This window comes from Streptomyces sp. NPDC048331, assembly GCF_043201215.1.
GTDB lineage: Bacteria > Actinomycetota > Actinomycetes > Streptomycetales > Streptomycetaceae > Streptomyces.
Genome location: NZ_JBICYT010000028.1, coordinates 33,937 through 58,988, shown reverse-complemented (window position 1 = coordinate 58,988; position 25,052 = coordinate 33,937). Strand labels below are relative to the sequence as shown.

The 25,052-nt window shown below is 71.5% G+C and carries 27 protein-coding genes; 13 read left to right on the top strand and 14 right to left on the bottom strand.

Annotated elements, in window-relative coordinates:
* Window positions 1–96 precede the first annotated feature (96 nt).
* Both ACGFYY_RS31220 and ACGFYY_RS31215 read right to left on the bottom strand, forming a co-directional pair.
* Window positions 97–318 (bottom strand): DUF397 domain-containing protein, encoded by a 222-nt coding sequence (locus ACGFYY_RS31220; protein WP_365281259.1) that lies wholly within the window; start codon window positions 316–318, stop codon window positions 97–99.
* Between the two features lie 12 nt (window positions 319–330).
* Entirely contained in the window at window positions 331–1,215 is an 885-nt protein-coding gene (locus tag ACGFYY_RS31215; protein ID WP_393714530.1) for a helix-turn-helix domain-containing protein, read from the bottom strand.
* A 196-nt stretch (window positions 1,216–1,411) separates the two neighbouring features.
* Between ACGFYY_RS31215 and ACGFYY_RS31210 the strand changes: the two genes are divergently transcribed.
* Window positions 1,412–1,861, top strand: a complete 450-nt coding sequence (locus ACGFYY_RS31210; RefSeq protein WP_393714528.1) for an ATP-binding protein — start codon at window positions 1,412–1,414, stop codon at window positions 1,859–1,861.
* A gap of 15 nt (window positions 1,862–1,876) precedes the next feature.
* Here the strand turns inward: ACGFYY_RS31210 and ACGFYY_RS31205 are convergent, their stop codons facing one another.
* Window positions 1,877–2,269, bottom strand: coding sequence for a VOC family protein (locus ACGFYY_RS31205; RefSeq protein WP_365281250.1), 393 nt, complete (start codon window positions 2,267–2,269; stop codon window positions 1,877–1,879).
* Window positions 2,270–2,583: 314 nt separating this feature from the next.
* Here ACGFYY_RS31205 and ACGFYY_RS31200 point away from each other — a divergent pair, with 314 nt between their 5' ends.
* The 7 genes from ACGFYY_RS31200 to ACGFYY_RS31170 all read left to right on the top strand — a co-directional run bounded on the left by ACGFYY_RS31200 (window position 2,584) and on the right by ACGFYY_RS31170 (window position 8,993).
* Complete coding sequence (locus ACGFYY_RS31200; protein ID WP_301372639.1) at window positions 2,584–2,886, top strand: urease subunit gamma; 303 nt, start codon at window positions 2,584–2,586, stop codon at window positions 2,884–2,886.
* A 16-nt stretch (window positions 2,887–2,902) separates the two neighbouring features.
* The gene (locus tag ACGFYY_RS31195) at window positions 2,903–3,214 is read left to right on the top strand and encodes an urease subunit beta (protein ID WP_365281244.1); all 312 of its coding nucleotides are present in this window, start codon (window positions 2,903–2,905) and stop codon (window positions 3,212–3,214) included.
* Window positions 3,207–4,928: an urease subunit alpha gene (locus ACGFYY_RS31190; RefSeq protein ID WP_365281241.1), complete on the top strand. Its 1,722-nt coding sequence runs from the start codon at window positions 3,207–3,209 to the stop codon at window positions 4,926–4,928. The genes ACGFYY_RS31195 and ACGFYY_RS31190 overlap by 8 nt, the downstream gene beginning before the upstream one ends.
* 16 nt (window positions 4,929–4,944) lie before the next feature.
* Window positions 4,945–5,619 carry an urease accessory protein UreF gene (locus ACGFYY_RS31185; RefSeq protein ID WP_393714525.1) on the top strand — a complete coding sequence of 225 codons (675 nt, stop codon included), beginning with the start codon at window positions 4,945–4,947 and terminating at the stop codon, window positions 5,617–5,619.
* Window positions 5,620–5,638: 19 nt separating this feature from the next.
* Window positions 5,639–6,334, top strand: a complete 696-nt coding sequence (gene ureG / locus ACGFYY_RS31180; protein ID WP_393714523.1) for an urease accessory protein UreG — start codon at window positions 5,639–5,641, stop codon at window positions 6,332–6,334.
* Entirely contained in the window at window positions 6,331–7,137 is an 807-nt protein-coding gene (locus tag ACGFYY_RS31175) for an urease accessory protein UreD (protein ID WP_393714521.1), read from the top strand. Before ureG ends, ACGFYY_RS31175 begins: the two co-directional genes overlap by 4 nt.
* A gap of 182 nt (window positions 7,138–7,319) precedes the next feature.
* On the top strand, window positions 7,320–8,993 hold the full coding sequence (locus tag ACGFYY_RS31170) for an alpha/beta hydrolase (RefSeq protein WP_393714519.1): 1,674 nt from the start codon (window positions 7,320–7,322) through the stop codon (window positions 8,991–8,993).
* A gap of 36 nt (window positions 8,994–9,029) precedes the next feature.
* On the opposite strand, the gene ACGFYY_RS31165 is transcribed toward ACGFYY_RS31170, so the two are convergent.
* The 6 genes from ACGFYY_RS31165 to ACGFYY_RS31140 form a co-directional block, all read right to left on the bottom strand.
* Window positions 9,030–9,740 (bottom strand): 1-acyl-sn-glycerol-3-phosphate acyltransferase, encoded by a 711-nt coding sequence (locus ACGFYY_RS31165; RefSeq protein WP_266358926.1) that lies wholly within the window; start codon window positions 9,738–9,740, stop codon window positions 9,030–9,032.
* An 84-nt stretch (window positions 9,741–9,824) separates the two neighbouring features.
* A complete protein-coding gene (locus ACGFYY_RS31160) occupies window positions 9,825–9,983 on the bottom strand; it encodes a hypothetical protein (protein WP_030719054.1) in 159 nt (52 codons plus the stop codon).
* 32 nt (window positions 9,984–10,015) lie between these two features.
* A complete protein-coding gene (locus tag ACGFYY_RS31155) occupies window positions 10,016–10,978 on the bottom strand; it encodes a cytochrome c oxidase assembly protein (protein WP_365280612.1) in 963 nt (320 codons plus the stop codon).
* 105 nt (window positions 10,979–11,083) lie between these two features.
* A complete protein-coding gene (locus ACGFYY_RS31150) occupies window positions 11,084–12,109 on the bottom strand; it encodes a 6-phosphofructokinase (protein ID WP_365280615.1) in 1,026 nt (341 codons plus the stop codon).
* A 215-nt stretch (window positions 12,110–12,324) separates the two neighbouring features.
* Complete coding sequence (locus ACGFYY_RS31145) at window positions 12,325–13,053, bottom strand: type 1 glutamine amidotransferase (RefSeq protein ID WP_393714516.1); 729 nt, start codon at window positions 13,051–13,053, stop codon at window positions 12,325–12,327.
* A gap of 20 nt (window positions 13,054–13,073) precedes the next feature.
* Window positions 13,074–14,312 (bottom strand): MurT ligase domain-containing protein, encoded by a 1,239-nt coding sequence (locus tag ACGFYY_RS31140; protein WP_365280621.1) that lies wholly within the window; start codon window positions 14,310–14,312, stop codon window positions 13,074–13,076.
* Window positions 14,313–14,435: 123 nt separating this feature from the next.
* On the opposite strand from ACGFYY_RS31140, the gene def reads away from it, so the two are divergent.
* A complete protein-coding gene (def, locus tag ACGFYY_RS31135) occupies window positions 14,436–14,981 on the top strand; it encodes a peptide deformylase (RefSeq protein WP_393714514.1) in 546 nt (181 codons plus the stop codon).
* Between the two features lie 151 nt (window positions 14,982–15,132).
* Here the strand turns inward: def and ACGFYY_RS31130 are convergent, their stop codons facing one another.
* Entirely contained in the window at window positions 15,133–15,777 is a 645-nt protein-coding gene (locus ACGFYY_RS31130) for a TetR family transcriptional regulator (RefSeq protein ID WP_393714512.1), read from the bottom strand.
* A 216-nt stretch (window positions 15,778–15,993) separates the two neighbouring features.
* Between ACGFYY_RS31130 and ACGFYY_RS31125 the strand changes: the two genes are divergently transcribed.
* Complete coding sequence (locus ACGFYY_RS31125; protein WP_329104625.1) at window positions 15,994–17,223, top strand: acyl-CoA dehydrogenase family protein; 1,230 nt, start codon at window positions 15,994–15,996, stop codon at window positions 17,221–17,223.
* 76 nt (window positions 17,224–17,299) lie between these two features.
* Here the strand turns inward: ACGFYY_RS31125 and ACGFYY_RS31120 are convergent, their stop codons facing one another.
* Entirely contained in the window at window positions 17,300–17,737 is a 438-nt protein-coding gene (locus ACGFYY_RS31120) for an SRPBCC family protein (RefSeq protein WP_393714509.1), read from the bottom strand.
* A gap of 155 nt (window positions 17,738–17,892) precedes the next feature.
* Between ACGFYY_RS31120 and ACGFYY_RS31115 the strand changes: the two genes are divergently transcribed.
* Entirely contained in the window at window positions 17,893–18,078 is a 186-nt protein-coding gene (locus tag ACGFYY_RS31115) for a DUF5999 family protein (protein ID WP_030388211.1), read from the top strand.
* Between the two features lie 152 nt (window positions 18,079–18,230).
* On the opposite strand, the gene ACGFYY_RS31110 is transcribed toward ACGFYY_RS31115, so the two are convergent.
* Together ACGFYY_RS31110 and ACGFYY_RS31105 are read right to left on the bottom strand one after the other, a co-directional pair.
* Window positions 18,231–20,252 carry an ATP-binding protein gene (locus ACGFYY_RS31110; RefSeq protein ID WP_393714507.1) on the bottom strand — a complete coding sequence of 674 codons (2,022 nt, stop codon included), beginning with the start codon at window positions 20,250–20,252 and terminating at the stop codon, window positions 18,231–18,233.
* 137 nt (window positions 20,253–20,389) lie between these two features.
* Window positions 20,390–21,346 carry a fibronectin type III domain-containing protein gene (locus ACGFYY_RS31105; protein WP_393714505.1) on the bottom strand — a complete coding sequence of 319 codons (957 nt, stop codon included), beginning with the start codon at window positions 21,344–21,346 and terminating at the stop codon, window positions 20,390–20,392.
* Between the two features lie 293 nt (window positions 21,347–21,639).
* On the opposite strand from ACGFYY_RS31105, the gene ACGFYY_RS31100 reads away from it, so the two are divergent.
* On the top strand, window positions 21,640–21,834 hold the full coding sequence (locus ACGFYY_RS31100; RefSeq protein WP_030719085.1) for a hypothetical protein: 195 nt from the start codon (window positions 21,640–21,642) through the stop codon (window positions 21,832–21,834).
* A 127-nt stretch (window positions 21,835–21,961) separates the two neighbouring features.
* On the top strand, window positions 21,962–23,527 hold the full coding sequence (locus ACGFYY_RS31095) for a hypothetical protein (RefSeq protein ID WP_393714503.1): 1,566 nt from the start codon (window positions 21,962–21,964) through the stop codon (window positions 23,525–23,527).
* 48 nt (window positions 23,528–23,575) lie between these two features.
* On the opposite strand, the gene ACGFYY_RS31090 is transcribed toward ACGFYY_RS31095, so the two are convergent.
* Complete coding sequence (locus tag ACGFYY_RS31090; RefSeq protein ID WP_393714501.1) at window positions 23,576–25,027, bottom strand: amidase; 1,452 nt, start codon at window positions 25,025–25,027, stop codon at window positions 23,576–23,578.
* Window positions 25,028–25,052: the final 25 nt, after the last annotated feature.

The following is a 25,052-nucleotide window of genomic DNA, read 5'->3' as shown; positions in this document are numbered from 1 at the left end:
TCGGCCGAGGTCCTGGGCGCTCCACGGGTCCCGGTCACGTGCGGGGTCCCGGGCGATTCCGGGGTCCCGTCCGCCTCCGGGTGGTCCCGGGCGGGGCTACGCGTACACGTCGGCCCGTACCGAGGCGAGGAAGCCGGTCCAGGCGGGCCCGGTGAAGAGCACGGCCGGGCCGTCCGTCCGCTTGGAGTCACGGACGGCCAGCAGACCGCCGTCCAGGACTGCCGCTTCCACGCAGTTGTTCATTCCGGTGCTGCGGCTGCTCCGCCGCCACCGCGCGCTGATCAGAAGTCCGCTGGGGGATAAGGGGGTTGCGGACACGGGGGTGCCTCCTTACGCGTCGTCAGCGAGTGAGCTGATGAGTTCCGACGAGTCCTGGGGCGGGAGGGCGTGCGCCTGGATGGTGCGGAACGCGGCGCCGTACGCCTCAAGGTCTTCCTTCCGCTCCAGATAGAGGCTACTCGTCAAATGGTCGAGTACCACTACATCCAGATCGGCGATGTCCGGAAATGAAAAAATAACGAACGGTCCGGTCAGGCCGAGATGCCCTCCGACGCTGAACGGAAGTACCTGCAGGCGCACTTGGGGCAGCCTCGCCACCTCCGCCAGGTGTCGCAATTGCTCGGCCATCACCCCCGGCCCGCCGATCTGTCGGCGCAGCACCGCCTCGTCCAGTACGGCGCTCAGCTCCAGCGGCGGATCGGTCCGCAGCACCGCCTGCCGGGCCAGCCGTACGTCGACCAGCGCGTCCACCTTCGGCTCCGGCAGCCCGCCCAGCGCGGCCCGGGTCACGGCCCGCGCGTACTCGGGGGTCTGCAGCAGCCCCGGCACCACGGACAGCTCCACGGTACGGGCCGACCGCGCCCCCGCCTCCAGGCTGATGAAGTCCCGGTACTCCTGGGGCAACAGCCCCCGGTAGTCGTGCCACCACTGGCGGCCGCGGCCGGTGTCGCCCGCCGGACCGGGGCCGGCGGCCGAGGCCGACAGCGCCTCCAGCAGCGCCCGCTGCTCGGGGCTCACGATCTCCCCGTAGGCGTCGAGGAGCAGCCGGATGTCCTCCGGCTTCACGCCGCTGCGGCCTGTCTCGATGCGACTGATCTTCGACTGGTGCCACCCCATGATCCGGGCCGCCTCACCACTGGTGAGTCCGGACCGGTCGCGCAGGGCACGCAGTTCCTCGCCGAGCTTGCGTCGGCGCACCGCGGGACCGTGCTGCACACCCGCCTCCTTCCACCGGCACAGCTCGCACCAGTCTGCCGTCCAAATACGCTCTTCCGTAGCAGAGTTCACCGCATCGAGCGACAGATATATGCATATCTTGGGGGAAAGGCAGATGTGACGGCACTATCAGTGGCACTCTGGCGTCCAGCACAGATCCGGGGCTTTTGCCCCGGGTGGGAAAGGGACCGTCGCCATGGCAGATCACCAGGAAGCATCCGTCACTCTGCCGAGCGATCCCGCCTCGGTCGCCACCGCCCGACGCTATGTCGCGGAGGTGCTGAGCGAGTGGGGACTCCCCGATGACGCCGACACCGCCGACAGCGTCCGGCTGATCGTCTCGGAACTCGCCACCAACGCCGTGCAGCACACCTTGGGCCAGTCGCCCACCTTCACCGTCGACGTCCGCCTGGAGCGCCAGGAGTGGTTGCGGGTCGGCGTGACCGACAGCCACCCGCGCTGGCCCAAGCGGCTCCCGGCCGCCGTCCAGCAGGACAACGGCCGGGGCATGGTCATCATCCGCTGGCTGGCGGTGGAGGCGGGCGGCCGGCTCTCGGTCACCCCGACCGAGGACGGCGGCAAGACGGTGTGGATCGCGCTGCCTTGGAGCGTCGGCGCCCCGGCGCGGAGCGTCTTCGGCTGCTGACCTGCCGGGGACGGCTCAGCGGAGGCCGCGTTCGCCCGCGCTGCGCTCGATGCACAGCTCGTTGCCCTCGGGGTCGGCGAGCACGACCCAGCCCGCCACGCCGTCCGCGTCGCGGCGGTCGTCGACGAGCTTCGCGCCGAGGCCGATCAGGCGCTCGACGGTTTCGTCCCGGGTGCCGGTGGGCGGTTGGATGTCCAGGTGGACCCGGTTCTTGACGGACTTGGTGTCCGGGACCCGGATGAAGAGCAGCCCGGGCACCCCGGGCCGACCGGGTTCGAGCAGGACCTCGTCGTCCCCCTCCACGTCGTCGGGATGGAACGTGTAGCCGGTCACCGCGGACCAGAACTCGGCGACCCGGTAGGGGTCGAGGGCGTCGAAGGTGATGTGTCGGACGGGGTTGACGAACATCTGTCTCCTCGATGGGGCATCCGCGTGCGGAGCCGTATACGGAATCGGGCGCCTGGGGCACCGGAGTTGAACCGGGTACCTGCCTGAAACGTGGGTTAACCCGGCGGAAAAGCGCGGCGCTTAGCGTGGCGGCCACGTTCGACCGCCAATGATCACCCATGATCCGGTAAAGCGGCGGTGGTCGGGGTGGAAAGCCTTTCCCCGCGCGGGGCAAGACTCGCTTGGTTCGTATATGTGCAGGTCAACAAAGTGTTGAAGGCCGGTAGGGTCACCCCGCCCCTTGTCGATCTTGTCCCGGAAGCTTGGTGATACGAGTGCAACTGACACCGCACGAGCAGGAGAGACTGCTCATCCACGTGGCCGCCGACGTGGCCGAGAAGCGGAGGGCGCGCGGGGTCCGCCTCAACCATCCGGAGGCGATCGCGCTGATCACGTCGCACCTCCTGGAAGGGGCCCGCGACGGCCGGACCGTGGCCGAGCTGATGGCCTCGGGCCGCACCGTCCTGACCCGTGCGGAGGTCATGGAGGGGATCCCCGAGATGATCCACGACGTCCAGGTCGAGGCGACCTTCCCGGACGGCACCAAACTCGTCACGGTCCACGACCCGATCGTCTGAAACGGAGTACCCCCGCATGATCCCCGGCGAAATCGCCTACGGGGACGGCCCGGTGCGCCTCAACGAGGGCCGTCCCGTCACCCGCCTCACCGTGCTCAACGTCGCCGACCGGCCGGTCCAGGTCGGCTCCCACTACCACTTCGCCGAGGCCAACCCCGGCCTCGACTTCGATCGCGCCGCCGCCCACGGGCTCCGGCTCGACGTCGCCGCGGGAACGGCCGTCCGGTTCGAGCCGGGCATCCCGGTCGCGGTCGAACTCGTCCCCCTGGGGGGCTCGCGCACCGTACCCGGACTGCGCGGCGAGACCGGAGGACCCCTCGATGGCTGAGCTCTCGCGCCAGGTGTACGCCGACCTCTTCGGGCCGACCACCGGTGACCGCATCCGGCTCGCCGACACCGACCTCTTCGTCGAGATCGAGCAGGACCTCGGCGGCGGCCCCGGACGGGCCGGCGACGAGGCCGTCTTCGGCGGCGGCAAGGTGATCCGCGAATCCATGGGGCAGGCCCGCACCACCCGGGCCGAGGGCGCCCCCGACACCGTCATCACCGGCGTCGTCGTCCTCGACCACTGGGGGATCGTCAAGGCCGACCTCGGCATCCGCGACGGCCGGATCTGCGGCATCGGCAAGGCCGGCAACCCCGACACCATGGACGGGGTCGACCCCGCACTGGTCATCGGCCCCGAGACCGAGATCATCGCCGGCAACGGGAAGATCGTCACCGCCGGCGCCATCGACGCCCACGTCCACTTCATCTCCCCGACGGTCATCGAGGAGGCGCTCGCCTCCGGGATCACCACCCTCGTCGGCGGCGGCACCGGACCGGCCGAAGGCACCAAGGCCACCACCGTGACCCCCGGCCCCTGGCACCTGGCCCGGATGTTCGCGGCCCTGGAGGCCTACCCGGTCAACATCGGCCTGCTCGGCAAGGGCAACACCATGTCCCGTGAGGGGATGCATTCCCAACTGCGCGGCGGTGCCCTCGGATTCAAGATCCACGAGGACTGGGGAGCCACCCCCGCCGTCATCGACGCCTGCCTCTCCGTGTGCGAGGAGACCGGCGCCCAGGTCGCCATCCACACCGACACGCTCAACGAGGCCGGATTCGTCGCCGACACCCTCGCCGCCATCGCCGGGCGGACCATCCACTCGTACCACACCGAGGGCGCGGGCGGCGGGCACGCGCCCGACATCATCACCGTGGTCTCCGAGCCGAACGTCCTGCCCAGCTCCACGAACCCCACCCGGCCGCACACCGTCAACACCGTCGAGGAACACCTCGACATGCTGATGGTCTGCCACCACCTCAACCCGGCCGTCCCCGAGGACCTCGCCTTCGCCGAATCGCGGATCCGGCCCTCGACCATAGCGGCCGAGGACGTCCTCCACGACCTCGGAGCCATCTCCATCATCTCCTCCGACTCGCAGGCCATGGGCCGGGTCGGCGAGGTCGTCCTGCGCACCTGGCAGACCGCCCACGTGATGAAGAAGCGCCGCGGCTTCCTTCCCGGCGACGGCCCCGCCGACAACCACCGCGCCCGCCGCTACGTCGCCAAGTACACGATCAACCCCGCCGTCGCCCAGGGGCTCGCCCGCGAGATCGGCTCGGTCGAGACCGGGAAACTCGCGGACCTCGTGCTCTGGAACCCGGCCTTCTTCGGGGTCAAGCCCGAACTCGTCATCAAGGGCGGCCAGATCGCCTACGCGCAGATGGGCGACGCCAACGCCTCCATCCCCACCCCGCAACCCGTCCTGCCCCGGCCCATGTTCGGCAGCCACGGCCGCGCCCCCGCCCTCAACTCGCTGAACTTCACCGCCCAGGCGGCGCTCGACGACGGGCTGCCCGAACGGCTGGGGCTCGGCAAGCGGTTCGTGGCCATCGAGAGCACCCGCAAGGTGACCAAGGCCGACATGCGGGGCAACGACGCCATGCCGCGGGTCGAGGTCGACGCCGACACCTTCACCGTCACCATCGACGGGGAGGCCGTGGAACCCGCGCCCGCGGTGGAACTTCCCATGGCCCAGCGCTACTTCCTGTTCTGAGAAGAGGTCCCTGCCGATGAGCCGCGCCGCGCTGCTCGTCCTCGCCGACGGCCGCTTCCCCGCCGGGGGCCACGCCCACTCCGGCGGGGCCGAGGCCGCCTGCAAGGCGGGCCGGATCCATGACGCCGCCACCCTGGAGGACTTCTGCCGGGGCCGGCTGCACACTGCCGGCCTCACCGCCGCCGCGCTCGCCGCGGCCGCCGCCCTCGGGCTCGACCCGGCCGTCCTCGACGCCGCCGCCGAGGCCCGCACCCCCTCGCCGGCGCTGCGCACCGCGGCCCGGCGGCTCGGGCGGCAGTTGCTGCGCGCCGCTCGGGCCACCTGGCCCGCCGCCGAACTGGAGTCCCTGGCGGCGGCGTTCCCGCGCGGCGCCCACCAGCCCGTGGTGCTCGGCGTCACCGCCCGGGCGGCCGGGCTCGGGCCACTGGACGCCGCGCACGTGGCGGCGTACGAGAGCGTCGGCGGGCCCGCCACGGCGACCGTACGACTGCTGGGCCTGGACCCCTTCGAGGCGAGCGGGGTCCTGGCCCGGCTCGCCCCCGAACTCGACGCCGTCGCGGCACGGGCGGAGCGGGCCGCGCTGCGTGCCCGCTCCGAGGGCCCGGACGCGTTGCCCGCGGCCTCCTCGCCGCTGCTGGACATCTCGGCGGAGGTCCATGCCGACTGGCCGGTCCGCCTCTTCGCTTCCTGACCTCCTGAAGGAGACCCCCATGCACCTCGACCACGCGGTGACCTACCCCCACCGGCACAGCCACAGCGCCGACCCTCTGCGCCCCGACGGCACCCGGCGGGCCCTGCGCATCGGACTCGGCGGCCCCGTCGGCTCCGGCAAGACCGCCACCGTCGCCGCCCTGTGCCGCGCGCTGCGCACCGAACTGTCCATGGCCGTCGTCACCAACGACATCTACACCCGTGAGGACGCCGAGTTCCTGCTCCGTGAGGCCGTGCTGCCGGCCGAGCGGATCACCGCCGTCGAGACCGGGGCCTGCCCGCACACCGCCATCCGCGACGACATCTCCGCCAACCTGGAGGCCGTGGAGGAACTGGAGGACACCTTCCGGGAGACCGGCCGACTGGACCTGATCCTGGTCGAGTCCGGCGGGGACAACCTCACCGCCACCTTCTCCCGCGGACTCGTCGACGCCCAGATCTTCGTCATCGACGTGGCCGGCGGCGACGACATCCCCCGCAAGGGCGGACCCGGCGTCACCACCGCCTACCTGCTCGTCGTCAACAAGACCGACCTCGCTCCCCATGTCGGCTCCGACCTCGACCGGATGGCCCGAGACGCCGCCGCACAGCGCGGCGAACTCCCCGTCGCCTTCCAGTCGCTGCGCGGCCCCGAAGGGGTCGGCCCGGTCGCCGCCTGGGTGCGCGAGCGGATCGCCGCCTGGTCCTCGCGGTGAGCGCCGCGGTCACCGAGGAGACCGAACACGCACCACCGACGCCTCCCGCGGGACTACGGGCCACCGCCCGCATCCACGCCGTGGCCGACGGGCGGGGCGGCACCGCCCTGCCGCTGCTGGCCGGGGAAGGCCCGCTCGCGCTGCGCCGCACCCGCTCGTCGTCGCGGGCCGAGGCGGGGGTCATGCTGGTCGGCGCGATGAGCGCCCCGCTCGGCGGGGACCACCTCACCGTCGAGGCCGCCGTCGGCCCCGGGGCACACCTCTCCCTCGCCTCGGCGGCGGCCACCCTGGCACTGCCCGGCCGGACCGGCGCGCCCGCGCGGTACGACGTACACCTCACCCTGGAGGACGGGGCGTCGCTACGGTGGCTGCCCGAGCCGCTGGTCTCGGTGCGCGGCAGCGACCTGAGGGTGCGCACCCGGGTCCGACTCGCCCCCACGGCACGGCTGGTGCTGCGTGAGGAACAGGTGCTGGGCCGCACCGGGGAGGCTCCGGGCCTGCTGCGCAGTCGCCTCGCCGTCGAGTATGCGGGCCGTCCGCTCCTGGACCAGGAGCTCGCCTGCGGTCCCGGCGCGCCCGGCGGCTGGGACGGGCCGGCGGGCCTGGCCGGGCACCGGGCGCTCGGCCAACTCCTGGTCGTGGACCCCGCCTTCGGTGAGGACGCGCCCGACGCGGCGGTCCTGGGGGAGTTCGCCGCGGTCACGCCGCTGGCCGGTCCGGCCGTCCTGGTGACGGCCCTCGCCACGGACGCGCTGGGGGTGCGCGAGCTGCTCGACGCGGCCTGCCGTAGGTACGGGTGGTGAAAGCGGGACGCATCAGGCACCGCTCAGCGGTACACGCCTTTCCGGTTATCGGGTTGGCAAAGAAGTCGATCGGGCCCTGTCGCCGGGTCCCGGTCAGACGACAGGATCCCCCTGCACGCCGACGACCGAACCCGACCAACCCGGCCGCCCACGGCGGTACCTGACGCAGGGGGAACAACCACGTGATACGCAACGCGGCGCTGGGGAGCGCCGCCACACTGATCACCGGCACACTCGCGGCGAGCCTGCTGCTGGCCCCGCCGGCCGCGGCTGCCCCGGCCGGCAGTGACGGAAGGCTGCCGGAGGCACTGGGCGTTCAGATCGCCGCGGCCCGCGCCGCCCGCGCCGGGATCGACTGGAAGGACTGCCCGGCGGACTGGGGCTTCGAGAAGCCCATCCAGTGCGGCTGGGTGAAGGTCCCGCTCGACTACGCGAAGCCGTACGGCAAGACCATCGACATCGCCGTCGACCGGATCGGGAGCACCGGTACCAAGGAGGAGCGCCAAGGCGCGCTCGTCTACAACCCCGGCGGCCCCGGTGGCTCCGGCATGCGCTTCCCGCGCCGCGTCACCACCAAGAGCCCGCTGTGGGTCAACACCTCCAAGGCCTACGACTTCGTGGGCTTCGACCCCCGCGGTGTCGGCCACTCGGCGCCGATCTCCTGCATCGACCCGCAGGAGTTCGTCAAGGCTCCGAAGGCCGACCCGGTCCCGGACTCCGAGGCCGACAAGCGCGCCCAGCGCAAGCTCGCCGCCGAGTACGCGGACGGCTGCAAGGAGCGCAGCGGCGAGATGCTGCCGCACATGACCACGCCGAACACCGCGCGCGACCTCGACGTGATCCGGGCCGGCCTCGGCGAGAAGAAGCTGAACTACCTCGGCGTCTCCTACGGCACCTACCTGGGCGGGGTCTACGCGACCCTCTTCCCGACGCATGTGCGCCGCATGATCGTCGACAGCGTGGTGGACCCCTCGCAGGACAACATCTGGTACGAGGCCAACCTCGGCCAGGACGTCGCCTTCCAGATGCGCTGGAACGACTGGCAGGACTGGGTCGCCAAGAACGACGCGGTCTTCCACCTCGGCGACACCCGCGCCAAGGTCGAGGCCCGTTACCAGAAGCTGCGCGCCAAGGCCAAGGCCGCCCCGCTCGGCGGGGTCGTCGGTCCGGCCGAGCTCATCGGCTTCTTCCAGGGCGCCCCGTACTACGACTCCTCCTGGGTGCCCGTCGCCCAGACCTGGGCGGCGTACGAGGCCGGTGACGAGCAGGCCCTCGTCGACGCCATCGCCCCGGACATGACGGACACCAAGGGCAACGCGGCCGCGGAGAACAGCAACGCCGTCTACACCGCGGTCGAGTGCGCCGACGCCAAGTGGCCCACCAGCTGGTCCAAGTGGGACCGGGACAACACCAAGCTGCACCAGAAGTACCCGTTCCTGACCTGGTCCAACGCCTGGATGAACCTGCCCTGCGCGACCTGGAAGGCCAAGCAGAGCACCCCGATCGCCGTCGGCGCCAAGCGCGGGCTGCCGCCCGTACTGATCGTCCAGTCCGAGCGGGACGCGGCCACGCCGTACAAGGGCGCGGTCGAGCTGCACCGCAGCCTCGCCGGCTCACGTCTGATCACCGAGAAGGGCGCCGGCTCGCACGGTGTCACCAGCCTGGTGAACCCCTGCATCAACACCCGGGTGGACAGCTACCTGCTCACCGGCAAGGTCGACGCCAAGGACGTGACGTGCGCCCCGCACGCCACCCCCGTGGCCCCGGCCCCGGCCGCGGCGAAGTCCCTGTCGTCCGACGCCCCGGCCGAGTCCTCGGTCCTCCCGGCGCCGGAGGAGCTCCCCGCCGTCCGGTAAGGACCGGCGGTAGCGATTCGACGAGCGGGAGAAGGCTCAGCGCGCGGTGCGCCGGGCCTTCTTCCGCTGTTCCTCCTCCTCGGCCTTGACCTCGGCCGCGTACCGGTCGACGTACTCCTGCCCGGACAGTCCGAGGATCGCGTACATGATCTCGTCGGTGACCGCCCGCAGGACGGCGCGCTCGCCCTCCATCCCGGCGTACCGGGAGAACTCCATCGGCTCGCCGAAGCGGATCGTCACCCGCCGGATCTTCGGGAGCTTCTTCCCGGGCGGCTGGATCTCGAAGGTGCCGACCATCGCGCAGGGGATCACCGGCACCCCGGCGCCCAGAGCCATCGCCGCGACCCCCACCTTGCCCTTGTAGAGCCGACCGTCGTGCGAGCGCGTGCCCTCCGGATAGATCCCGAGCAACTCGTCCTTGGCCAGCACGCCCAGGCCCTCGCGCAGGGCCGCCTGCCCGGCGTTCTTGCCCGAGCGGTCCACCGGGATCTGTCCGGCGCTGCGGAAGAAGAACGCGGTGAGCCGACCCTTGACCCCAGGGCCCGTGAAGTACTCGGCCTTCGCCAGGAAGGTGATCCGCCGCTTGAGGATGGCGGGCATCAGGAAATGGTCGGAGAAGGACAGGTGATTGCCCGCGACGATGGCGGCCCCGTCGGCGGGGATGTTCTCCAGACCCTCGATCCGAGGTCTGAACAGCAGCCGCAGCAGAGGGCCGAGCAACACGTGCTTGAGCAAGTGGTAGAACACCAGGCCGCTCCCGTCGATATCCCGTTGTCACCGCCATTTTACGAACGGTGAGCCGCGGGACGCAGGGGCGGGGAGGGACCTTACTCAGACATTGCGTGTCGCGGCCATCCCGGCGGTCAGCAGCCCCAGCACCACCCAGCCGAACCACAGCCAGCCGTTGCTGCCGAGGGCCACGGAATACGCGGCGACGGCCACCAGAGCGGCGAAGGTCATGACGCACATCGCCTTAACGGATCCGGTCATGCCCCATGGTGGCGCGCGAAGCCGGTGTCGCGCTACTGGCCACGCGCTTGGAGCGAGGCGAGATACGCGTTGTACGCGGCCAGCTCCTTGTCACCGCTGCGGTCCTCGGCCCGGTCGGACCGCCGCGCGGCCCGCTGCTCGGAGTGGTACCACTGGTAGACGAGGGCGATCAGCACCAGGACCGAGGGGATCTCGCTGAAGGCCCAGGCGATGCCGCCACCCCACTGCTGGTCCAGCAGCGGGTCGATGCCGAGGGACGCCGGCGGGTTCTCGTACGTCTTGATCATCGGCTGGCTCGCCATCATCAGGGCGATGCCGAAGAAGGCGTGGAAGGGCATGCCCGCGAACAGCTCCAGCATCCGCATCACGTAGCCCGGCCGGTGCGGACCCGGGTCGATGCCCATGATCGGCCAGAAGAAGATCAGGCCGACGGCGAGGAAGTGCACCATCATCGCGATGTGCCCGGTCCGGCTCTCCATCAGGAAGTCGAAGAGCGGGGTGAAGTACAGGGCGTAGAGGCTCGCGATGAACATCGGGATCGTGAAGGCCGGGTGGGTGATCACCTTCATGTACCGGCTGTGCAGCAGCATCAGGAGCAGCTCGCGCGGCCCCTTGCGACCGCGGGCGGCGGGCGGCAGCGCGCGCAGCGCCAGCGTCACCGGTGCGCCCAGCAGCACCAGGATCGGTGTGACCATGCTGATCACCATGTGCTGCACCATGTGCACGCTGAACATGACCATGCCGTAGTCGTTCAGCTTGGTGCACATCACGAGGATCACCGTCAGCACGCCCACGGTGAAGGCGATGGTCCGGCCGAGCGGCCAGGAGTCCCCGCGCCGACGCAGCCGCAGCACGCCCCACCCGTACAGGGCGAGCCCGACCAGCGAGCCGATCAGGAAGAAGGCGTCGAAGGAGAACTCCAGCCCGCGCCCGAGAGTGAACGGCGGCAGGTCCATGTCCATGTGCATGTCCATGCCGTGCCCGCTGTGATCCATCTGTTCACTCCCTTGACCGTGATGCCCCACCACAGTAATGCCGCCCCCGAGCGCTCGTGCGCGCGGGGGCGGCCTGTCACAAAAGGGACGTCGCGGAAGGGGACGTCACAGAACGGTCTGCGCCTCGTCGTACCGCTCGGACGGCACCGTCTTGAGGGTCGAGGTCGCCTCGGAGAGCGGCACCATCACGATGTCCGTCCCGCGCAGCGCCGTCAGCATGCCGAACTCGCCGCGGTGCGCGGCCTCCACCGCGTGCCAGCCGAAGCGGGTGGCCAGGACCCGGTCGTACGCGGTGGGCGTGCCGCCGCGCTGGACGTGGCCCAGGATCACCGGCCGGGCTTCCTTGCCCAGGCGGTTCTCCAGCTCCACGGCCAGCAGGTTGCCGATGCCGGCGAACCGCTCGTGGCCGTAGATGTCCTTGCCGCGCTCCTCGAAGTCCATCGAGCCCGGCTTGGGCTTGGCGCCCTCGGCCACCACGACGATCGCGAACCGCTTGCCCGCCGAGAACCGCTCGCCGACGATCGCCGTCAGCTCGTCGATGTCGAAGGGGCGCTCCGGGACGACGATCGCGTGCGCGCCGGCCGCCATGCCCGAGTGCAGGGCGATCCAGCCGGTGTGGCGGCCCATGACCTCGACGACCATCACGCGCTGGTGGGACTCTGCGGTGGTCTTCAGCCGGTCCAGGGCCTCCGTCGCCACTCCGACGGCCGTGTCGAAGCCGAAGGTGACGTCGGTGGAGGCGATGTCGTTGTCGATGGTCTTCGGGACGCCGACGATCGGCAGACCGGCCTCGGACAGCAGGTTCGCGGCCTTCAGCGTGCCCTCGCCGCCGATCGGGATGATCGCGTCGAGGCCGAGGTCCGCGACGTGGCCGCGGGCGCGCTCCACGCCGTCGCGCAGGTGCGCGGGCTGGACCCGGGAGGAGCCGAGGATGGTGCCGCCGCGGGCCAGGATGCCACCGACGGCGTCGAGGTCGAGCTTGCGGTAGTCCGCCTCCAGCAGGCCCTTCCAGCCGTCGAGGAAGCCGATGACCTCGTCGCCGTGGTCGACCACGGCGCGGTGCACGACGGAGCGGATGACGGCGTTGAGACCGGGGCAGTCGCCACCGGAAGTGAGCACACCTATGCGCATGGCAGGAACGGACCTTTGCAACGTGGGCCGACGACCGGACCACGTCGTCCGGTTGGAACTACGGCCACCCTACAAGCGGTGGAGAGGTGGACTGAACCATCCTCCACATGCTGGTCGTACTCGTCGTACGAAACCACGTCGGCCCGGTTCCCCCTAGGGAAAACCGGGCCGAACAGATGATGACGGGGCCGCCCCGATGAGCGCTCCGCAGTGCCTCAGGCGGGCTGCGTCGCGGCGGCGATGCGCTCCGCGCGCAGCGCCTCGTACCACCGGTCGTCTATGGCCGGCAGCGCGTTCACGTCGAGGGCCAGCTTCAGCAGCAGGTCCGCGATCTGCGGGTTGCGGGCCATCACGGGACCGTGCATGTACGTGCCGAACACCGTGTCGTTGTACGCGCCTTCGGTGCCGTCACCGGTGCCGTTGCCACGGCCCATGCTCACCCGGGCGAACGGCCTGGCCGTCGGCCCGAGGTGGGTCACGCCCTGGTGGTTCTCGAAACCCGTCAGCTGCGGCAGACCCAGGCGCGGGTCGATGTCCGCGAGGACGTCGCCGACGCACCGCTCGCCCTCACCGCGCACGGTGACGACGTCCAGCAGGCCGAGGCCCTCCTGACGCTGTCCCTGGTCGTTGACGAACTCCTTGCCGAGGATCTGGTACCCGGCGCAGACCGAGAAGACGATCGCCCCGTTCGAGACGGCCCGCTCCAGACCGCCGTCGCGCAGCAGGCGCTCCGCGGCCAGGCGCTGCGGCCGGTCCTCGCCACCGCCGATCAGGTAGATGTCGCCCGAGGTGGGGATCGGCTGGTCGCTGCGCACGTCCACGCGCTGCACGTCCAGGCCGCGCTGGCGTGCCCGGCGCTCCACCACGAGGGCGTTGCCCTGGTCTCCGTACGTGCTCAGCAGGTCCGGGTAGACCCACACCAGACGCAGGCTGTTGTCGCTCATGCTCTTGTCCTTTATGGGTACTAGTTGCCGACGCGGCGGCGCACGTCCTGGAAGGCGGTGTAGTTGGCGATCAGCTCGATCTGGCCGGGCGGCGCCAGCTGCACGGCCTCGTCGAGGGAGTCGCACACCCGGAACTCCAGGCCGGCGACCTCCAGGCGGACCGCGAGGTCCAGCTTGCGGTCACCGATCACGAAGATCGGGTGACCGGCCAGCCGCGGGTAGTCCACGTCCCACAGCCAGGACGTGTCGGTGCCGTCGGCGCCGCGCGCGTTCACCGAGAGGATCACCGGGGTCGGCGGGGGATCGATCAGCGAAAACGTTTCGAGCCAGCCCGCCGGGTTCTTCGCGAGCAGCAGCCGCAGTTCACGGCCCTGGAAGTTCACCACGTCGTAGCGGCCGGCGACGGCCTGCACCTGGTACATCCGCTCCAGCGCGACCTGCGGCGGGACGCCGAAGACGGCGGCCACGGCGGCCGAGGTCGCGGCGTTGGCCTTGTTGGCGCGGCCGGGCAGCTGGAGGTGGATCGGCCAGGCCGAGCCGTGCGGGTCCAGGACGTGGTCGCCGGAGAGCACCCAGGTCGGGGTCGGGCGCCGGAATCCGCACTCACCGCAGAACCAGTCGTCGCCGGGGCGCTGCATGACGCCACCGCAGGAGGGGCACGACCAGGCGTCGTCCTTCCATTCCTGGCCGGCCGCGACCCACACCACGTTCTGGGAGGAGGAGGCGGACCACACGATGAGCGGGTCGTCGCAGTTGGCGACGATGACCGCCTTGGAACCCTGGAGGCCCTCGCGCCACTTCTCCGCGAGCATGCGGGTCTCGGCGGCGCGGTCCAACTGGTCGCGGGAGAGGTTGAGCAGGGCGATCACCTTGGGGGTGACGTCCCGGGCCACTCCGGCCAGGTACTTCTCGTCCACCTCGATGACGCCGTACTTGGCGTCGGAGCCACCGGCCAGCGCGGAGGTGATGCCGGCCGGCATGTTGGCGCCGAGGGCGTTGGAGACGACCGGACCGCTGGCCCGCAGGGCCTCCGCGATCAGTCGGGTCGTCGTGGTCTTGCCGTTCGTCGCGGAGACGAGGACGACATCGAGGTGTTGCGCCAGCGCGCCGAGAAGATCGGGGTCGAGCCTGAGTGCGACCTTGCCACCGATCACCGATCCGCTTCCGCGTCCCGCGGCCCGCGACACCGCCGCCGCGGCCTTGCCCGCCGTCACGGCCAGCTTGGCCCGCGGCGAAAGCGGCTCTGTGTTGCCTGCCATCGTCCCTTGTCCTCCTTGCGTCGGTCGGCCCCAGCCTATCCAGTACCGGCCGGAGCCTTGACCGCGGCGCCCCCGCCCCGCCGCGGATCTCCTCATATAGTCGCCCGTCGTAGGCTTACCGCCATGCGACAGCGCCCCATCCCCGGTACCACCGGCCTCGTCCGCACCATGAGCCTGCTGGGTGATCCGGTGCTCCACTCCGCGTGCGCGGAAGTCACCGAATTCGGCCCGGGTCTCGACCGGCTCATCGAGGACATGTTCGCCACGATGTACGCCGCCGAGGGTGTCGGGCTCGCCGCGAACCAGATCGGCGTCGGACAGCGGGTGTTCGTCTACGACTGCCCCGACGACGAGGACGTCCGCCACGTCGGGCACATCGTCAACCCGCGGTTGGTGACGGCCGACGGGGACGAGTTCCTGGGGCCGGAGGGATGCCTGTCCCTGCCGGGGCTGGAGGCGGGTACGGCCCGCTTCGACCACGCGGTGGTGGAAGGGGTCACGTCGGACGGGGCGGCGGTGCGGATCTCGGGGACGGGGTTCTTCGCGCGGTGCCTTCAGCATGAGTGCGACCACCTCGACGGGACGGTGTACGCGGACCGCGTGACGGGCCTGCGAGCCCGTCGCCTGCGGCGGGCCATCCGCAAGGCGGCCTGGGGAGCCGAAGCCTAGCCCCATCCAGCCTCGCCGGCGTTTGAGGCAGGGGGCACCTCCCGGCGGAGCCGGGTTTCCTGGGGCTCCGCCCCGGACCCCGCGCCTCAAACGCCGGCGAGGCTGAGGGTGGCCCGGCCGAGGCTGGATGTGCCGGCGGGGCTGGATCGGGCTAGAAGCCCGGGCCGTCCTTGCGGTTGCCGGCGGTGGCCAGGCGGCCCCAGAGGAGGTCGGTGAGGCCCGCGACCAGGTCCGCGCGCTCGCAGGGGCGTTCGCCCAGCCACCAGTCACCGGCCGCGTGCATCATGCCGACGATGCCGTGGCCCCAGATCCGGGCGAGGCGTTCGCCCCCCGGGCCGAGGTCCACCCGTTCGCCGATCACCTCGGCCAGCTCCTCGCCGAGCCTGCGCAGCAGCGGGGCCGAGTGCAGGCCGACGTCGAAGCCGCGTTCCGCGGTGTGGGAGTCCTCGGCCGGGTGCATGAGGAAGCGGTAGACCTGCGGGCGGGCCTCGATGGCGGCGAGGTAGGTGTCGAGGGTCGCCTCCACCCGGTGGCGCCGCTCGGCGGGGGCGTCCAGCGCGGCCCTCAGCGAGTCGAGCAGCGCGTCGGTGTGCCGGACGGCGAGGGCCTGGTAGAGGCCCGCCTTGTCCCCGAAGTGCCGGTAGAGGATGGGCTTGGTGATGCCGGCCTCCGCCGCGATCGCGTTCATGGAGGCCTTGGGGCCGTCCCTGAGCACGACCCGGTCGGCGGCTTCGAGCAGCTCCCGCCGGCGGCGTTCGGCCGCTCCCGGCTCACCGGCCTGCTGAGTGGTCTCCATGACGTGTTTCTCTCCCCGCCCTTGCGATGTGCGTGACGCCCACGCAACGTAACACCCCGCACACCCTGTCGTTCGAATCGCCGGTCACCCCGTCCGGCGTCAGGGCCGGTGCGGGCGGTGCTTGACAGTGCTTACTCGTCAGTAACAGACTGTGGCCTTCGCGTAGGTTACCGCTAGTAACTTCCGCAGGGACGAGTACAGACAGGTGGAGGGGACATGGCGGAGTTCACCATGGAGCTGAACGACGACCAGAAGCAGGTGCGGGACTGGATCCACGGCTTCGCCGCCGATGTGATGCGTCCCGCCGCCGCGGAATGGGACGAGCGCGAAGAGACTCCCTGGCCCGTCATCCAGGAGGCCGCCAAGGTCGGCATCTACTCGCTCGACTTCTACGCCCAGCAGTTCTTCGACCCGACGGGCCTCGGCATCCCGATGGCGATGGAAGAGCTCTTCTGGGGCGACGCGGGCATCGCGCTGTCGATCGTCGGCACCGGACTCGCGGCCATCGGCGTCGTGGCCAACGGCACCGAGGAGCAGATCGGTACCTGGATCCCGCAGATGTACGGCACCCCCGACGACGTCAAGGTCGCCGCCTTCTGTTCCTCCGAGCCGGACGCCGGCTCCGACGTCGGCTCCATGCGCACCCGCGCGGTCTACGACCAGGCCAAGGACGAGTGGGTGCTCAACGGCACCAAGACCTGGGCGACGAACGGCGGTATCGCCAACGTCCACATCGTCGTCGCGGTCGTCGACCCCGCGCTGGGCACCAAGGGGCACGCCTCCTTCATCATCCCGCCGAACACCCCCGGTCTGTCCCAGGGTCAGAAGTTCAAGAAGCACGGCATCCGCGCCTCGCACACCGCCGAGGTGGTGCTGGAGGACGTACGGATCCCCGGCTCCTGCCTGCTCGGCGGCAAGGAGAAGCTGGACGAACGCCTCGCGCGGGCCCACGAGCGCGCCCGCAGCGGTGGCGGCGAGCGGGTGAAGAACGCGGCCATGGCCACCTTCGAGGCCTCCCGGCCGGCAGTCGGCGCGATGGCCGTCGGCACCGCCCGCGCCGCGTACGAGGTGGCCCTCGACTACGCGAAGACCCGTACGCAGTTCGGTCGCCCGATCATCGACAACCAGGGCGTGGCCTTCCAGCTCGCCGACATGCGGACACAGATCGACGCGGCCCGGCTGCTGGTGTGGCGCGCGTCCTGGATGGCCGTGGCGGGCCGGCCGTTCGAGTCGGCCGAGGGCTCGATGTCGAAGCTCTTCGCGAGCGAGGTCGCCAAGAAGGTCACCGCCCAGGCGGTCCAGATCCTCGGCGGCAACGGCTTCACCCGTGAATACCCGGTGGAGCGCATGCACCGGGACAGCGCCATCTACACCATCTTCGAAGGCACCAGCGAGATCCAGCGACTGGTGATCGCCCGCACGATCTCCGGCATGCCGATCCGGTAGTCGCGGGGTCCCGCCGGGTACGGGGTGAGCGCCCCGTACCCCGCACCCGATCCGCGGCTGCTGTCAGGCCACCGCCTCAGGGGCGGAGCAGCCGCGTGAGGGCCCGGCCGAAGAGGAGTCGGCCGGCGGCCGCGACCAGGGGATCCAGGGCGCGGGGGAGGCCGCGCAGGCGCAGCTCCTCGCGCCAGTGGATCTCCGCGCCGCCCGTGGCGAGGGGGCGGATCTCGATCTCCGCCCAGCCCGTCACCGTCCGTCCGCGCTTCTCCAACCGGACCAATCCCGACGAACCCTCCGAGGGGGGTCGCCACACGACGACTTCCATGCGGTCGTCGAATGTGATCCTGCTCACGCCGGTGCGCGCGGTGAAGATCGTTCCGACGCGGGTCGGGGGCGGCGTCTCGATGATCGTCCGGGTGAGGGGGACCTGTGCGCCGTGGCGCTCCCAGTCCGTGAGCATCGACCACGCCTGGACCGGCGCGAAAGACGTGCGATGAATGATCCGGATAGCGGGCATGAGCGCATCGTAAGCGGGCATACACACCCTGAACTGGACGGTCGATATGGGTTCCGTCCGGGGGCGGCGATCAGTAATACTCACCGCCACCGTGGATCGCGGATTCGACCGGGTGACCACCGGCGCTCCCGCCCCACTTCGCGAGGAGGTGCGCCATGTGCTCCCACCAGCCACCCTGCCCGACCGCCGACAGCGCCGATCACGACGCCGCCCGCATCGTGGCCTCTCACCCTGAACAGGGCTGGAGCCTGCTGTGCAACGGAGTCGTGATGTTCGACGACACCGGTGAACTGCTCCCCGACAGCCGCACGGTGGAACCCCGCCGCCCGGCCCTGGTCTGAGCGAGGAGGCAGCATGCGCCAGCAGCTGATCCGTAAGCCCGTCCCGAAGCCCGCCCCCCGAGACCTGGACCTGCGCACACCGTCGGGCAGACCCCTCCCGTACTGACGGGAGCCCAGGTCTCAGGACGTACTCCGGTCCCACCGGCCGAGACTCAGCCGGTGGGCGCGGCCGTGCCGCCCAGGAACGCCGTCTCGTAGGCGGCGTCCCCGATCGCGGCGCGGGCCTGCCGCTCGCCCTGGTCCCGTAGGGCCGTCAGCGAGGGCGAGCCCATCTGCGGCCGGCCGACCGTGCGCCACCAGGCGTGCCCGGTGCCCAGCAGCCGGGCCGCGAGTTCCCCGTCGCCCAGCCCGGCCACCGCCGCGGCCAGCAGGTCCAGGCCGAGCGCGATGCCGAAGCGGTCGCCGAGCAGCCGTTTCCCCGAGAGCATGGCCCGTACGTGCCGGGCCGCCTCCCCGTGATCGCCCAGGCCCAGCGCGGCCACCGCCAGGATGTAGTCCGCGTACGCCCGCAGCCAGCGATCGCCCAGCTCCACGCAGGCCTCCCGCAGGGACCGCGCCTCCTCGGTCGCCTCCTCGAACCGCCGCAGGTCGCACAGGGCGTAGCCGGTGGCCAGCTTGCACAGGAGCCAGCCCGCGCCGCTGGTGCGTCCGCCGTGCCCCGCCCGGGCCCGGGGACCGGCCAGCCGCAGGGCCCGTACGGGGTCGCCGGGCATCAGGACGGATACCGCGTGCAGATAGCCGGCGCGCAGCTCCCGCTCCGGGTCCGCGAGCCGGGCCGCGTCGCGCGCGCACTCGTCGCCGAGCTGCTGGGCCGCGTCCATGTCGCCCTGGAGCAGCGCGGTGAGCCCGAGGGCCCACACCGCCTGGTTGTACGCGGCCCCGGTGCGCGGAGCCGCCCGCCGGGCCCGTTCCAGGAAGCCGCGGCCCTCGTGCACGTGCCCGCACGCGAACCAGTAGAACCACAGCGCGCCGGCCATCTCCAGCGCCGCCGTCGGGTCGGCGGCGATCAGGTGTTCCAGGGCGGTACGCAGCTGCGCGTGCTCGGCGGTGATCCTGCGGTACCAGTCCACCTGCCCCGGGCCCAGCCAGCCCCGGTCGGCGGCCTGGGAGAGCGCCGCGTACCAGTGCGCGTGCCGGTCGGTGACGATCCCCACCTCGCCGAGCTCGCCCAGCCAGTCCCGCCCGTATTCGCGGATCGTGTCCAGCATCCGGTAGCGGGGCCCGGTCCCGCGTTCCTCGGTGCGCAGCACCACGGACTTGGCGGCCAGGCCCGCCAGTACGCGCTCCACCCGGGCGGCGGGCAGCGGACCGCCGGAGCAGACGGCGCGCGCCGCCGCGATGTCGAAGTCACCGGTGAAGACCGAGAGCCGGGCCCACAGCAACCGCTCCAGCGGCTCGCACAGTTCGTGGCTCCAGCCGATCGTGGTCCGCATCGTCTGGTGCCGCAGCGGCAGCGCGGCCCGGGCGTCGGACAACACCTCGAAGCGTGCGCCGATCCGTTCGGCCATGTGCTCGAGGCTCCACAACCGCATCCGGGCGCCCGCGAGTTCCAGCGCGAGCGGGATGCCGTCCAGGCGTCGGCACACCTCGGCGGCCACGGCGGTCCGCGCGGGGTCGGCGAAGACGGCGTCCGCCCGCGGAGTCGCGGCCAGGGCGCGGGCCCGGAAGAGGGCGAGGGCGTCGCTGTCGGTCCCTTCGCAGGGCAGCGGCCGCACCTCGACGACCTCCTCGGTCGGCATGTCGAGCGGCTCGCGGGAGGTGACCAGGATCGTCAGACCGGGTGCGGACTGCAGGAGTTCGCCGACCAGGTGGCGGCAGTCGGCCACCAGGTGCTCGCAGGTGTCCAACACCAGCAGCAGCTCCTTGTCGGCCATCCACGCGCACAGCTCCTCGGCGGGAGGGCGGGGGGAGTGGTCGGCGAGGCCGACCGTGTGGGCGACGGTGGCCGTGAGCAGGCTCGGATCGCGCAGGGGGGAGAGCTCCGTCCACCAGACCCCGTCGGGGCGTCCCTGGCGGGCGGCGGCGACGGCTCGTAGGGCGAGCCGGGACTTGCCGACGCCGCCCACGCCCGTGAGAGTGATCAGTCTCCGTTCTCGCAAGAGGTCGTCGAGCAGCTGGAGTTCGTGCTCCCGGCCGACGAAACTCGCGGGTTCCGCGGGAAGGTTGCCGGGCACCGGGCAGGGGGGCGGCCCGGGATCGCCGGCCGCGGAGTCTGCCTGATTGTCATGGAACGAATACTCACCGAACACGGATGTATTGTGCGCGATCTTCTCGGGCGGCCGCGCCGTTCGAGCCGGATCGGTGTCTTCTTTCACGCGAGGAGTGTGATCCGCCGCTCCGCGGAGAAGGCTCCCCAGTTGCCGTCGGGGAGTCTGGCCCGCAGTTTCACGGCCCACACCGTGCCGGACGGCTCGGTCACCGTGATCCGGTGCTCCGCCCGCCCGCTGGGTACCGCGCCCGCCCCGAACTGGATGACGGTCGTGGGCGCCCCGTTGACGTACAGCTCGTACTCGGTGGTCCGGCCACCGGTGTCCGGGGCGGTCCAGGTCAGGGTGACGGCGCCCGGGGAGGCGGTCGCGGCGAACTCGGCGGGGGCGGTGCCGGGGCCGTCGCCGGAGGCGGGCGGGGTCGTCACGTCCACCGCCGGGCCGTCGGGGGAGGAGTTGTCCGCCCCGTCGCGGGCCCGGACGGTGAACGTGTAGACGGTGTCGGGCCGGAGGTTGTCCAGGGTGGTGGCGCTCTCGCCGGGGCCGGTGGTGTGGATCCGGACGCCGCCCTGGTAGATGTCGTAGGCGGTGATCCCGGTGTCGTCGGTCGCCGCCGTCCAGGACACCCGGGCGGACCGGGGCCCGGTCGCCCGGGCGGTGGTGGTGGCCGGGGAGGTGGGGGCCGCGCGGTCCTCGGCCTTGGCGGCGGGCGTGGTCACCCGGGCGACCGGGGCGGGGCCGGAGAGATTGCCGGCGGCGTCCTCGGCCCGGACCGTGAAGGCGTAGCCCGTCTGCGGGGCCAGGCCGGTGATGTCCACCATGGTCTTCTCGGCGGGGAGTTCGCGGACCAGGCGGTCGGCCTCGAAGACCTGGTAGCCGGTCACTCCGTCCCGGTCGGCGGCCGCGTTCCACATGACGTGCACGCTGGTGGCGCTGCCTGCCTGGGCGGTCAGTCCGGCGGGTGCGGGCGGGGGTCGGGTGTCGGGCGTGGTGCAGGCCGTGAGGCCGGTGATGCCCGCGACGGCCAGGCAGAGGGCGAGCGTGGGGGCGCTGCGTCGCACGGGGTCCCTTCCTCGGTTTCCTTGGCTTCCTTGACTCCTTATTGGTCTAGACATATATGGCACGGTGGGCGGGAGCCCGACAAGACCCCTGCGCCCGGCGGTCGGTGGCCTGCCCGGGTTCGTGTGCTTTGTTCCGGCGAGGGGCGGAGCCTCCGCGATCTCCGACGGGTCGACGAGGTGATCGTCAAGGACCGACCGACCGTCACGGACCGTCAACACCCGTACGGCGGACACGTCTTTCGCCCGAAGGCACCCTCTTCTGCGCCACCATGACGGCGAGTAAGGAGGTTTCGATGGTGATTTCCCTTTCGGTGGTCGTCCTGCTCCTCATCCTGGCCTGGATCTTCCTGCGCAGCGGCGGGCTCAAGTTCTCGCACGCGGTCGTCTGCGCACTGCTCGGCTTCTACCTCGCGAGCAGCAGCATGGCCACGACCATCCACAACGGCCTGACGGCCACCGCGAACGTGGTGTCCGGCCTCAATCCTTGATCGACTGTTGCGCCTTCGTGAATCATCCCGCCCATCCATGGACTCCTCGCGCGGTGCGATCTAGCGTCTGGCGGCGGCGCGACATCAGACGCGATGTCAACAACGGAGAGACATGGAGGAGGCTCGGATGTTCCGAAGATCGCTGAACTGCGCCGTGCTGCCCGTCGTCGCCGCACTCACGGTGATGTACGGCGGCTCCCCGGCCCAGGCCGAGGAGATACCCAAGGCCCCCGGTCACCGCCTCGTCACCCACTACGACGGCAGCCCCGCGGCCGCCACCCCATTGCCCGGCGAGGCGCCGCCGCAGCACCCCTTCCTCGCGCCCAACGGCCGCAGCGGCATGCACTCCGACGCGGCGGGCAGCGCCACCTCCCCCTGGTCGGGGCCGCTCGGCAAGAACCCGAAGGTGACGAGCGAGAAGATCGCCGCCCTCGGCGGTGAGTGCGCCACCGCGACCTTCGACTCGGCCGGCCGGCTCGTCACGGTGTGCGGCACCTTCTCCGGCTTCAAGGTCAAGCTCCTGGAGCCCCGTACGCTCGCCACACTTGCGGAATTCCAGCTCCCGCAGCGCTCCTCGACGGTCGAGGCGATCACCACGCTCGACTTCGCGAAGATCTTCAAGGACACCTCGGGCGGCGCCTACTTCTACCTGGACGACCAGGACCGGGCCGTGCTGGCCGACTCCCGCCAGCACCTCCTGCGCCTCTCCCATGCGCAGAGCCCCGACGGCAGCTGGAAGTTCACGGTCGACGACGACTGGGACCTCACCGGGCAGGTCCCGCACGACTGCGTGACCTGGACCAACCTGTGGCCCAGCGGCACCTGTGACCCCGTCACCTCCGTGATGCCCGACTGGGACGGCCGCATCTGGTGGGTCACCCGCCAGGGCCGGGTCGGCACGGTGGATCCGACGACCGACCGGATCCGCTCCGTACAACTGCGGGGCGAGGAGATCCAGAACTCCTTCTCGGTCGCCGAGGACGGTGTCTCCATCGTCTCCGACCACGCGCTCTACAGCTTCCGCGCCGCCGCCGACGGCACCCCCGAGGTGCAATGGCGCCAGACGTACGACCGTGGCACGGCGGCCAAGCCAGGCTCCGTCAACCAGGGCTCGGGCACCACCCCGGACCTCTTCGGCCAGGGCTACGTCGCCATCACCGACAACGCCGACGACCGGATGAACGTCCTGGTCTACAAGCGGGGGGCGGACGTGCCCGCCGACCGGCGGCTGGTCTGCAAGGTGCCGGTGTTCGGCTCCGGCGCCTCGACCACCGACAACTCCCTCATCACCTGGGGCAACAGCATCGTCGTCGAGAACAACTACGGCTACGAGAACCCCACCACCCTGCTGCTCGGCAAGTCCGTTGTGGGCGGAGCCGCCCGCATCGACGTGCGGGCCGACGGCAGCGGCTGCGACACGGTCTGGGAGAGCGCGATCCGCGCTCCCTCCGTGGTCCCGAAGCTCTCCACCGCGAACGGGCTCCTCTACTTCTACGAGAAGGAGCCCAACGTCTGGGGCGTCGACGCCTGGTACCTCACGGCCGTGGACTTCCGCACCGGCGAGCGGCGCTGGCGGCAACTGACCGGCACCGGTCCGCTCTACGACAACAACTGGGCGCCGATCACCCTCGGCCCCGACGGGACCGCGTACGTCGGTGTCTTCAACGGCATCGTCGCGGTGCGCGACAGCTGACCGGCGAACCGCCCGCCGCCGGGCACCCCGCGCGGCGGGTGGCTCACGTCAGGCCTGACGGGCCGCGCCCGCCCATACGGGAGGCCTCCGGTCCCTCCAGGGGGCGGCCCGCTCCAGTTGCGCGGCGAGCCGGAACAGGGTGTCCTCGCGTCCCTGGCCTGCGGCGAACTGGACGCCTATCGGCAGGCCGGTGGCCGGGTCGGACGCGAGCGGTACGGACATCGCGGGCGTCCCCGCGACGTTGAAGGCGGCGGTGAACGGCGAGCGGCGGAACAGGTGCTCCAGCCGGCCCGGCCCGTCGGCGTCCTCCGCGCCCTGGCCGTAGGTGCCCAGGGGCACCGGCGCCTCGGGCAGGGTGGGGGTCAGCACCAGGTCCTGGGTCTCGAAGTGGGCGCCGATCGAGCGGGCGACCCGGTTGCGCACGTCGAGGGCGTGGACGAACTGTGCTCCGCTCACCCCGAGTCCCCACCGGTAGCTCGTGAGCGTCTCCGGTTCGAGGGTGGACCCGTCCACGGGGCGGCCGGAGGTCGCGGCGAAGCCGTCGATCCAGGTCACCAGGTTCGCGGACCACAGGCGGGCGTTGGCCAGGACGAACTCCTCCCAGCTCACGCCGAGATCCACGGTGGTGACGTCGACCCGGTGGCCGAGGGATTCCAGCAGCCGGGCGGCCGTCAGGGTGGCCTTGAGCACGGCCGGTTCCACGGCGCGCCCGTTCCCCGGGGTGGTGACCAGGCCGACGCGCAGGCGGCCGGGCTCCTGGGTGATCTCCTCCAGGTACGGGCGGCGGGGGCGCTCCGCGAAGTAGGGGTCGCCGGTCTCCGGGCCCTGGATCAGGTCGAGCAGGGCCGCGCTGTCCCGCACGGTTCGGCTGAGCCCGCCGTGCACCGCGAGGCCGTTGAACACCTCGTCGGCGTCCGGGCCGAGCGAGACCCGGCCCCGGGTGGGCTTGAGCCCGAACAGCCCGGTGGAGGCGGCGGGCACGCGGATCGACCCGGCCGCGTCGGTGGCGTGCGCGAGGGGAGTGATGCCGGCGGCGACGGCCGCGGCCGATCCGCCGCTGGAGCCACCCGGTGTCCGGGTGGGGTCCCAGGGATTGCGGGTGGGGCCGTACAGGACCGGCTCCGTGGTGGTGCTGTAGGCGAACTCGGGTGTGGCCGTGCGGCCCAACGTCACCAGACCGGCCCGGCGGAACCGCCGCATCAGGAAGGAGTCCGCCGCGGCCACGTTGCCGGCGGCGAGGCGACTGCCCAGCTCGACGCGCTTGCCCCGCATGGACACGGCGATGTCCTTGATGAGGAACGGCACGCCCGCGAGCGGGGTGCTGCCCGGGGTCGGGGAGTCCTCCGCGGGCCAGCTCTCCACGACCGCGTTGATCCGCGGATTCACGGCCGCCGTCGCGGCCTGCGCCGCGCGGACGAGCTCGGCCGAGGTCACCTCCCCTCGGGCCACCAGCCCGGCCAGTCCCACCGCGTCGTATGCGGCGTATTCGTGCAGTTCCATGGCGCTCTCCCTACGCTACCCAACG

Excerpts from the sequence above, each read along its gene's own strand:
- ACGFYY_RS31210 (WP_393714528.1), top strand. The coding sequence starts at position 1,412 with ATGGCAGATCACCAGGAAGCATCCGTCACTCTGCCGAGCGATCCCGCC.
- ACGFYY_RS31205 (WP_365281250.1), bottom strand. The coding sequence starts at position 2,269 with ATGTTCGTCAACCCCGTCCGACACATCACCTTCGACGCCCTCGACCCC.
- ACGFYY_RS31195 (WP_365281244.1), top strand. The coding sequence starts at position 2,903 with ATGATCCCCGGCGAAATCGCCTACGGGGACGGCCCGGTGCGCCTCAAC.
- ACGFYY_RS31190 (WP_365281241.1), top strand. The coding sequence starts at position 3,207 with ATGGCTGAGCTCTCGCGCCAGGTGTACGCCGACCTCTTCGGGCCGACC.
- ACGFYY_RS31185 (WP_393714525.1), top strand. The coding sequence starts at position 4,945 with ATGAGCCGCGCCGCGCTGCTCGTCCTCGCCGACGGCCGCTTCCCCGCC.
- ureG (WP_393714523.1), top strand. The coding sequence starts at position 5,639 with ATGCACCTCGACCACGCGGTGACCTACCCCCACCGGCACAGCCACAGC.
- ACGFYY_RS31160 (WP_030719054.1), bottom strand. The coding sequence starts at position 9,983 with ATGACCGGATCCGTTAAGGCGATGTGCGTCATGACCTTCGCCGCTCTG.
- ACGFYY_RS31155 (WP_365280612.1), bottom strand. The coding sequence starts at position 10,978 with ATGGATCACAGCGGGCACGGCATGGACATGCACATGGACATGGACCTG.
- ACGFYY_RS31150 (WP_365280615.1), bottom strand. The coding sequence starts at position 12,109 with ATGCGCATAGGTGTGCTCACTTCCGGTGGCGACTGCCCCGGTCTCAAC.
- ACGFYY_RS31145 (WP_393714516.1), bottom strand. The coding sequence starts at position 13,053 with ATGAGCGACAACAGCCTGCGTCTGGTGTGGGTCTACCCGGACCTGCTG.
- ACGFYY_RS31140 (WP_365280621.1), bottom strand. The coding sequence starts at position 14,312 with ATGGCAGGCAACACAGAGCCGCTTTCGCCGCGGGCCAAGCTGGCCGTG.
- def (WP_393714514.1), top strand. The coding sequence starts at position 14,436 with ATGCGACAGCGCCCCATCCCCGGTACCACCGGCCTCGTCCGCACCATG.
- ACGFYY_RS31130 (WP_393714512.1), bottom strand. The coding sequence starts at position 15,777 with ATGGAGACCACTCAGCAGGCCGGTGAGCCGGGAGCGGCCGAACGCCGC.
- ACGFYY_RS31125 (WP_329104625.1), top strand. The coding sequence starts at position 15,994 with ATGGCGGAGTTCACCATGGAGCTGAACGACGACCAGAAGCAGGTGCGG.
- ACGFYY_RS31120 (WP_393714509.1), bottom strand. The coding sequence starts at position 17,737 with ATGCCCGCTATCCGGATCATTCATCGCACGTCTTTCGCGCCGGTCCAG.
- ACGFYY_RS31115 (WP_030388211.1), top strand. The coding sequence starts at position 17,893 with ATGTGCTCCCACCAGCCACCCTGCCCGACCGCCGACAGCGCCGATCAC.
- ACGFYY_RS31100 (WP_030719085.1), top strand. The coding sequence starts at position 21,640 with ATGGTGATTTCCCTTTCGGTGGTCGTCCTGCTCCTCATCCTGGCCTGG.
- ACGFYY_RS31095 (WP_393714503.1), top strand. The coding sequence starts at position 21,962 with ATGTTCCGAAGATCGCTGAACTGCGCCGTGCTGCCCGTCGTCGCCGCA.
- ACGFYY_RS31090 (WP_393714501.1), bottom strand. The coding sequence starts at position 25,027 with ATGGAACTGCACGAATACGCCGCATACGACGCGGTGGGACTGGCCGGG.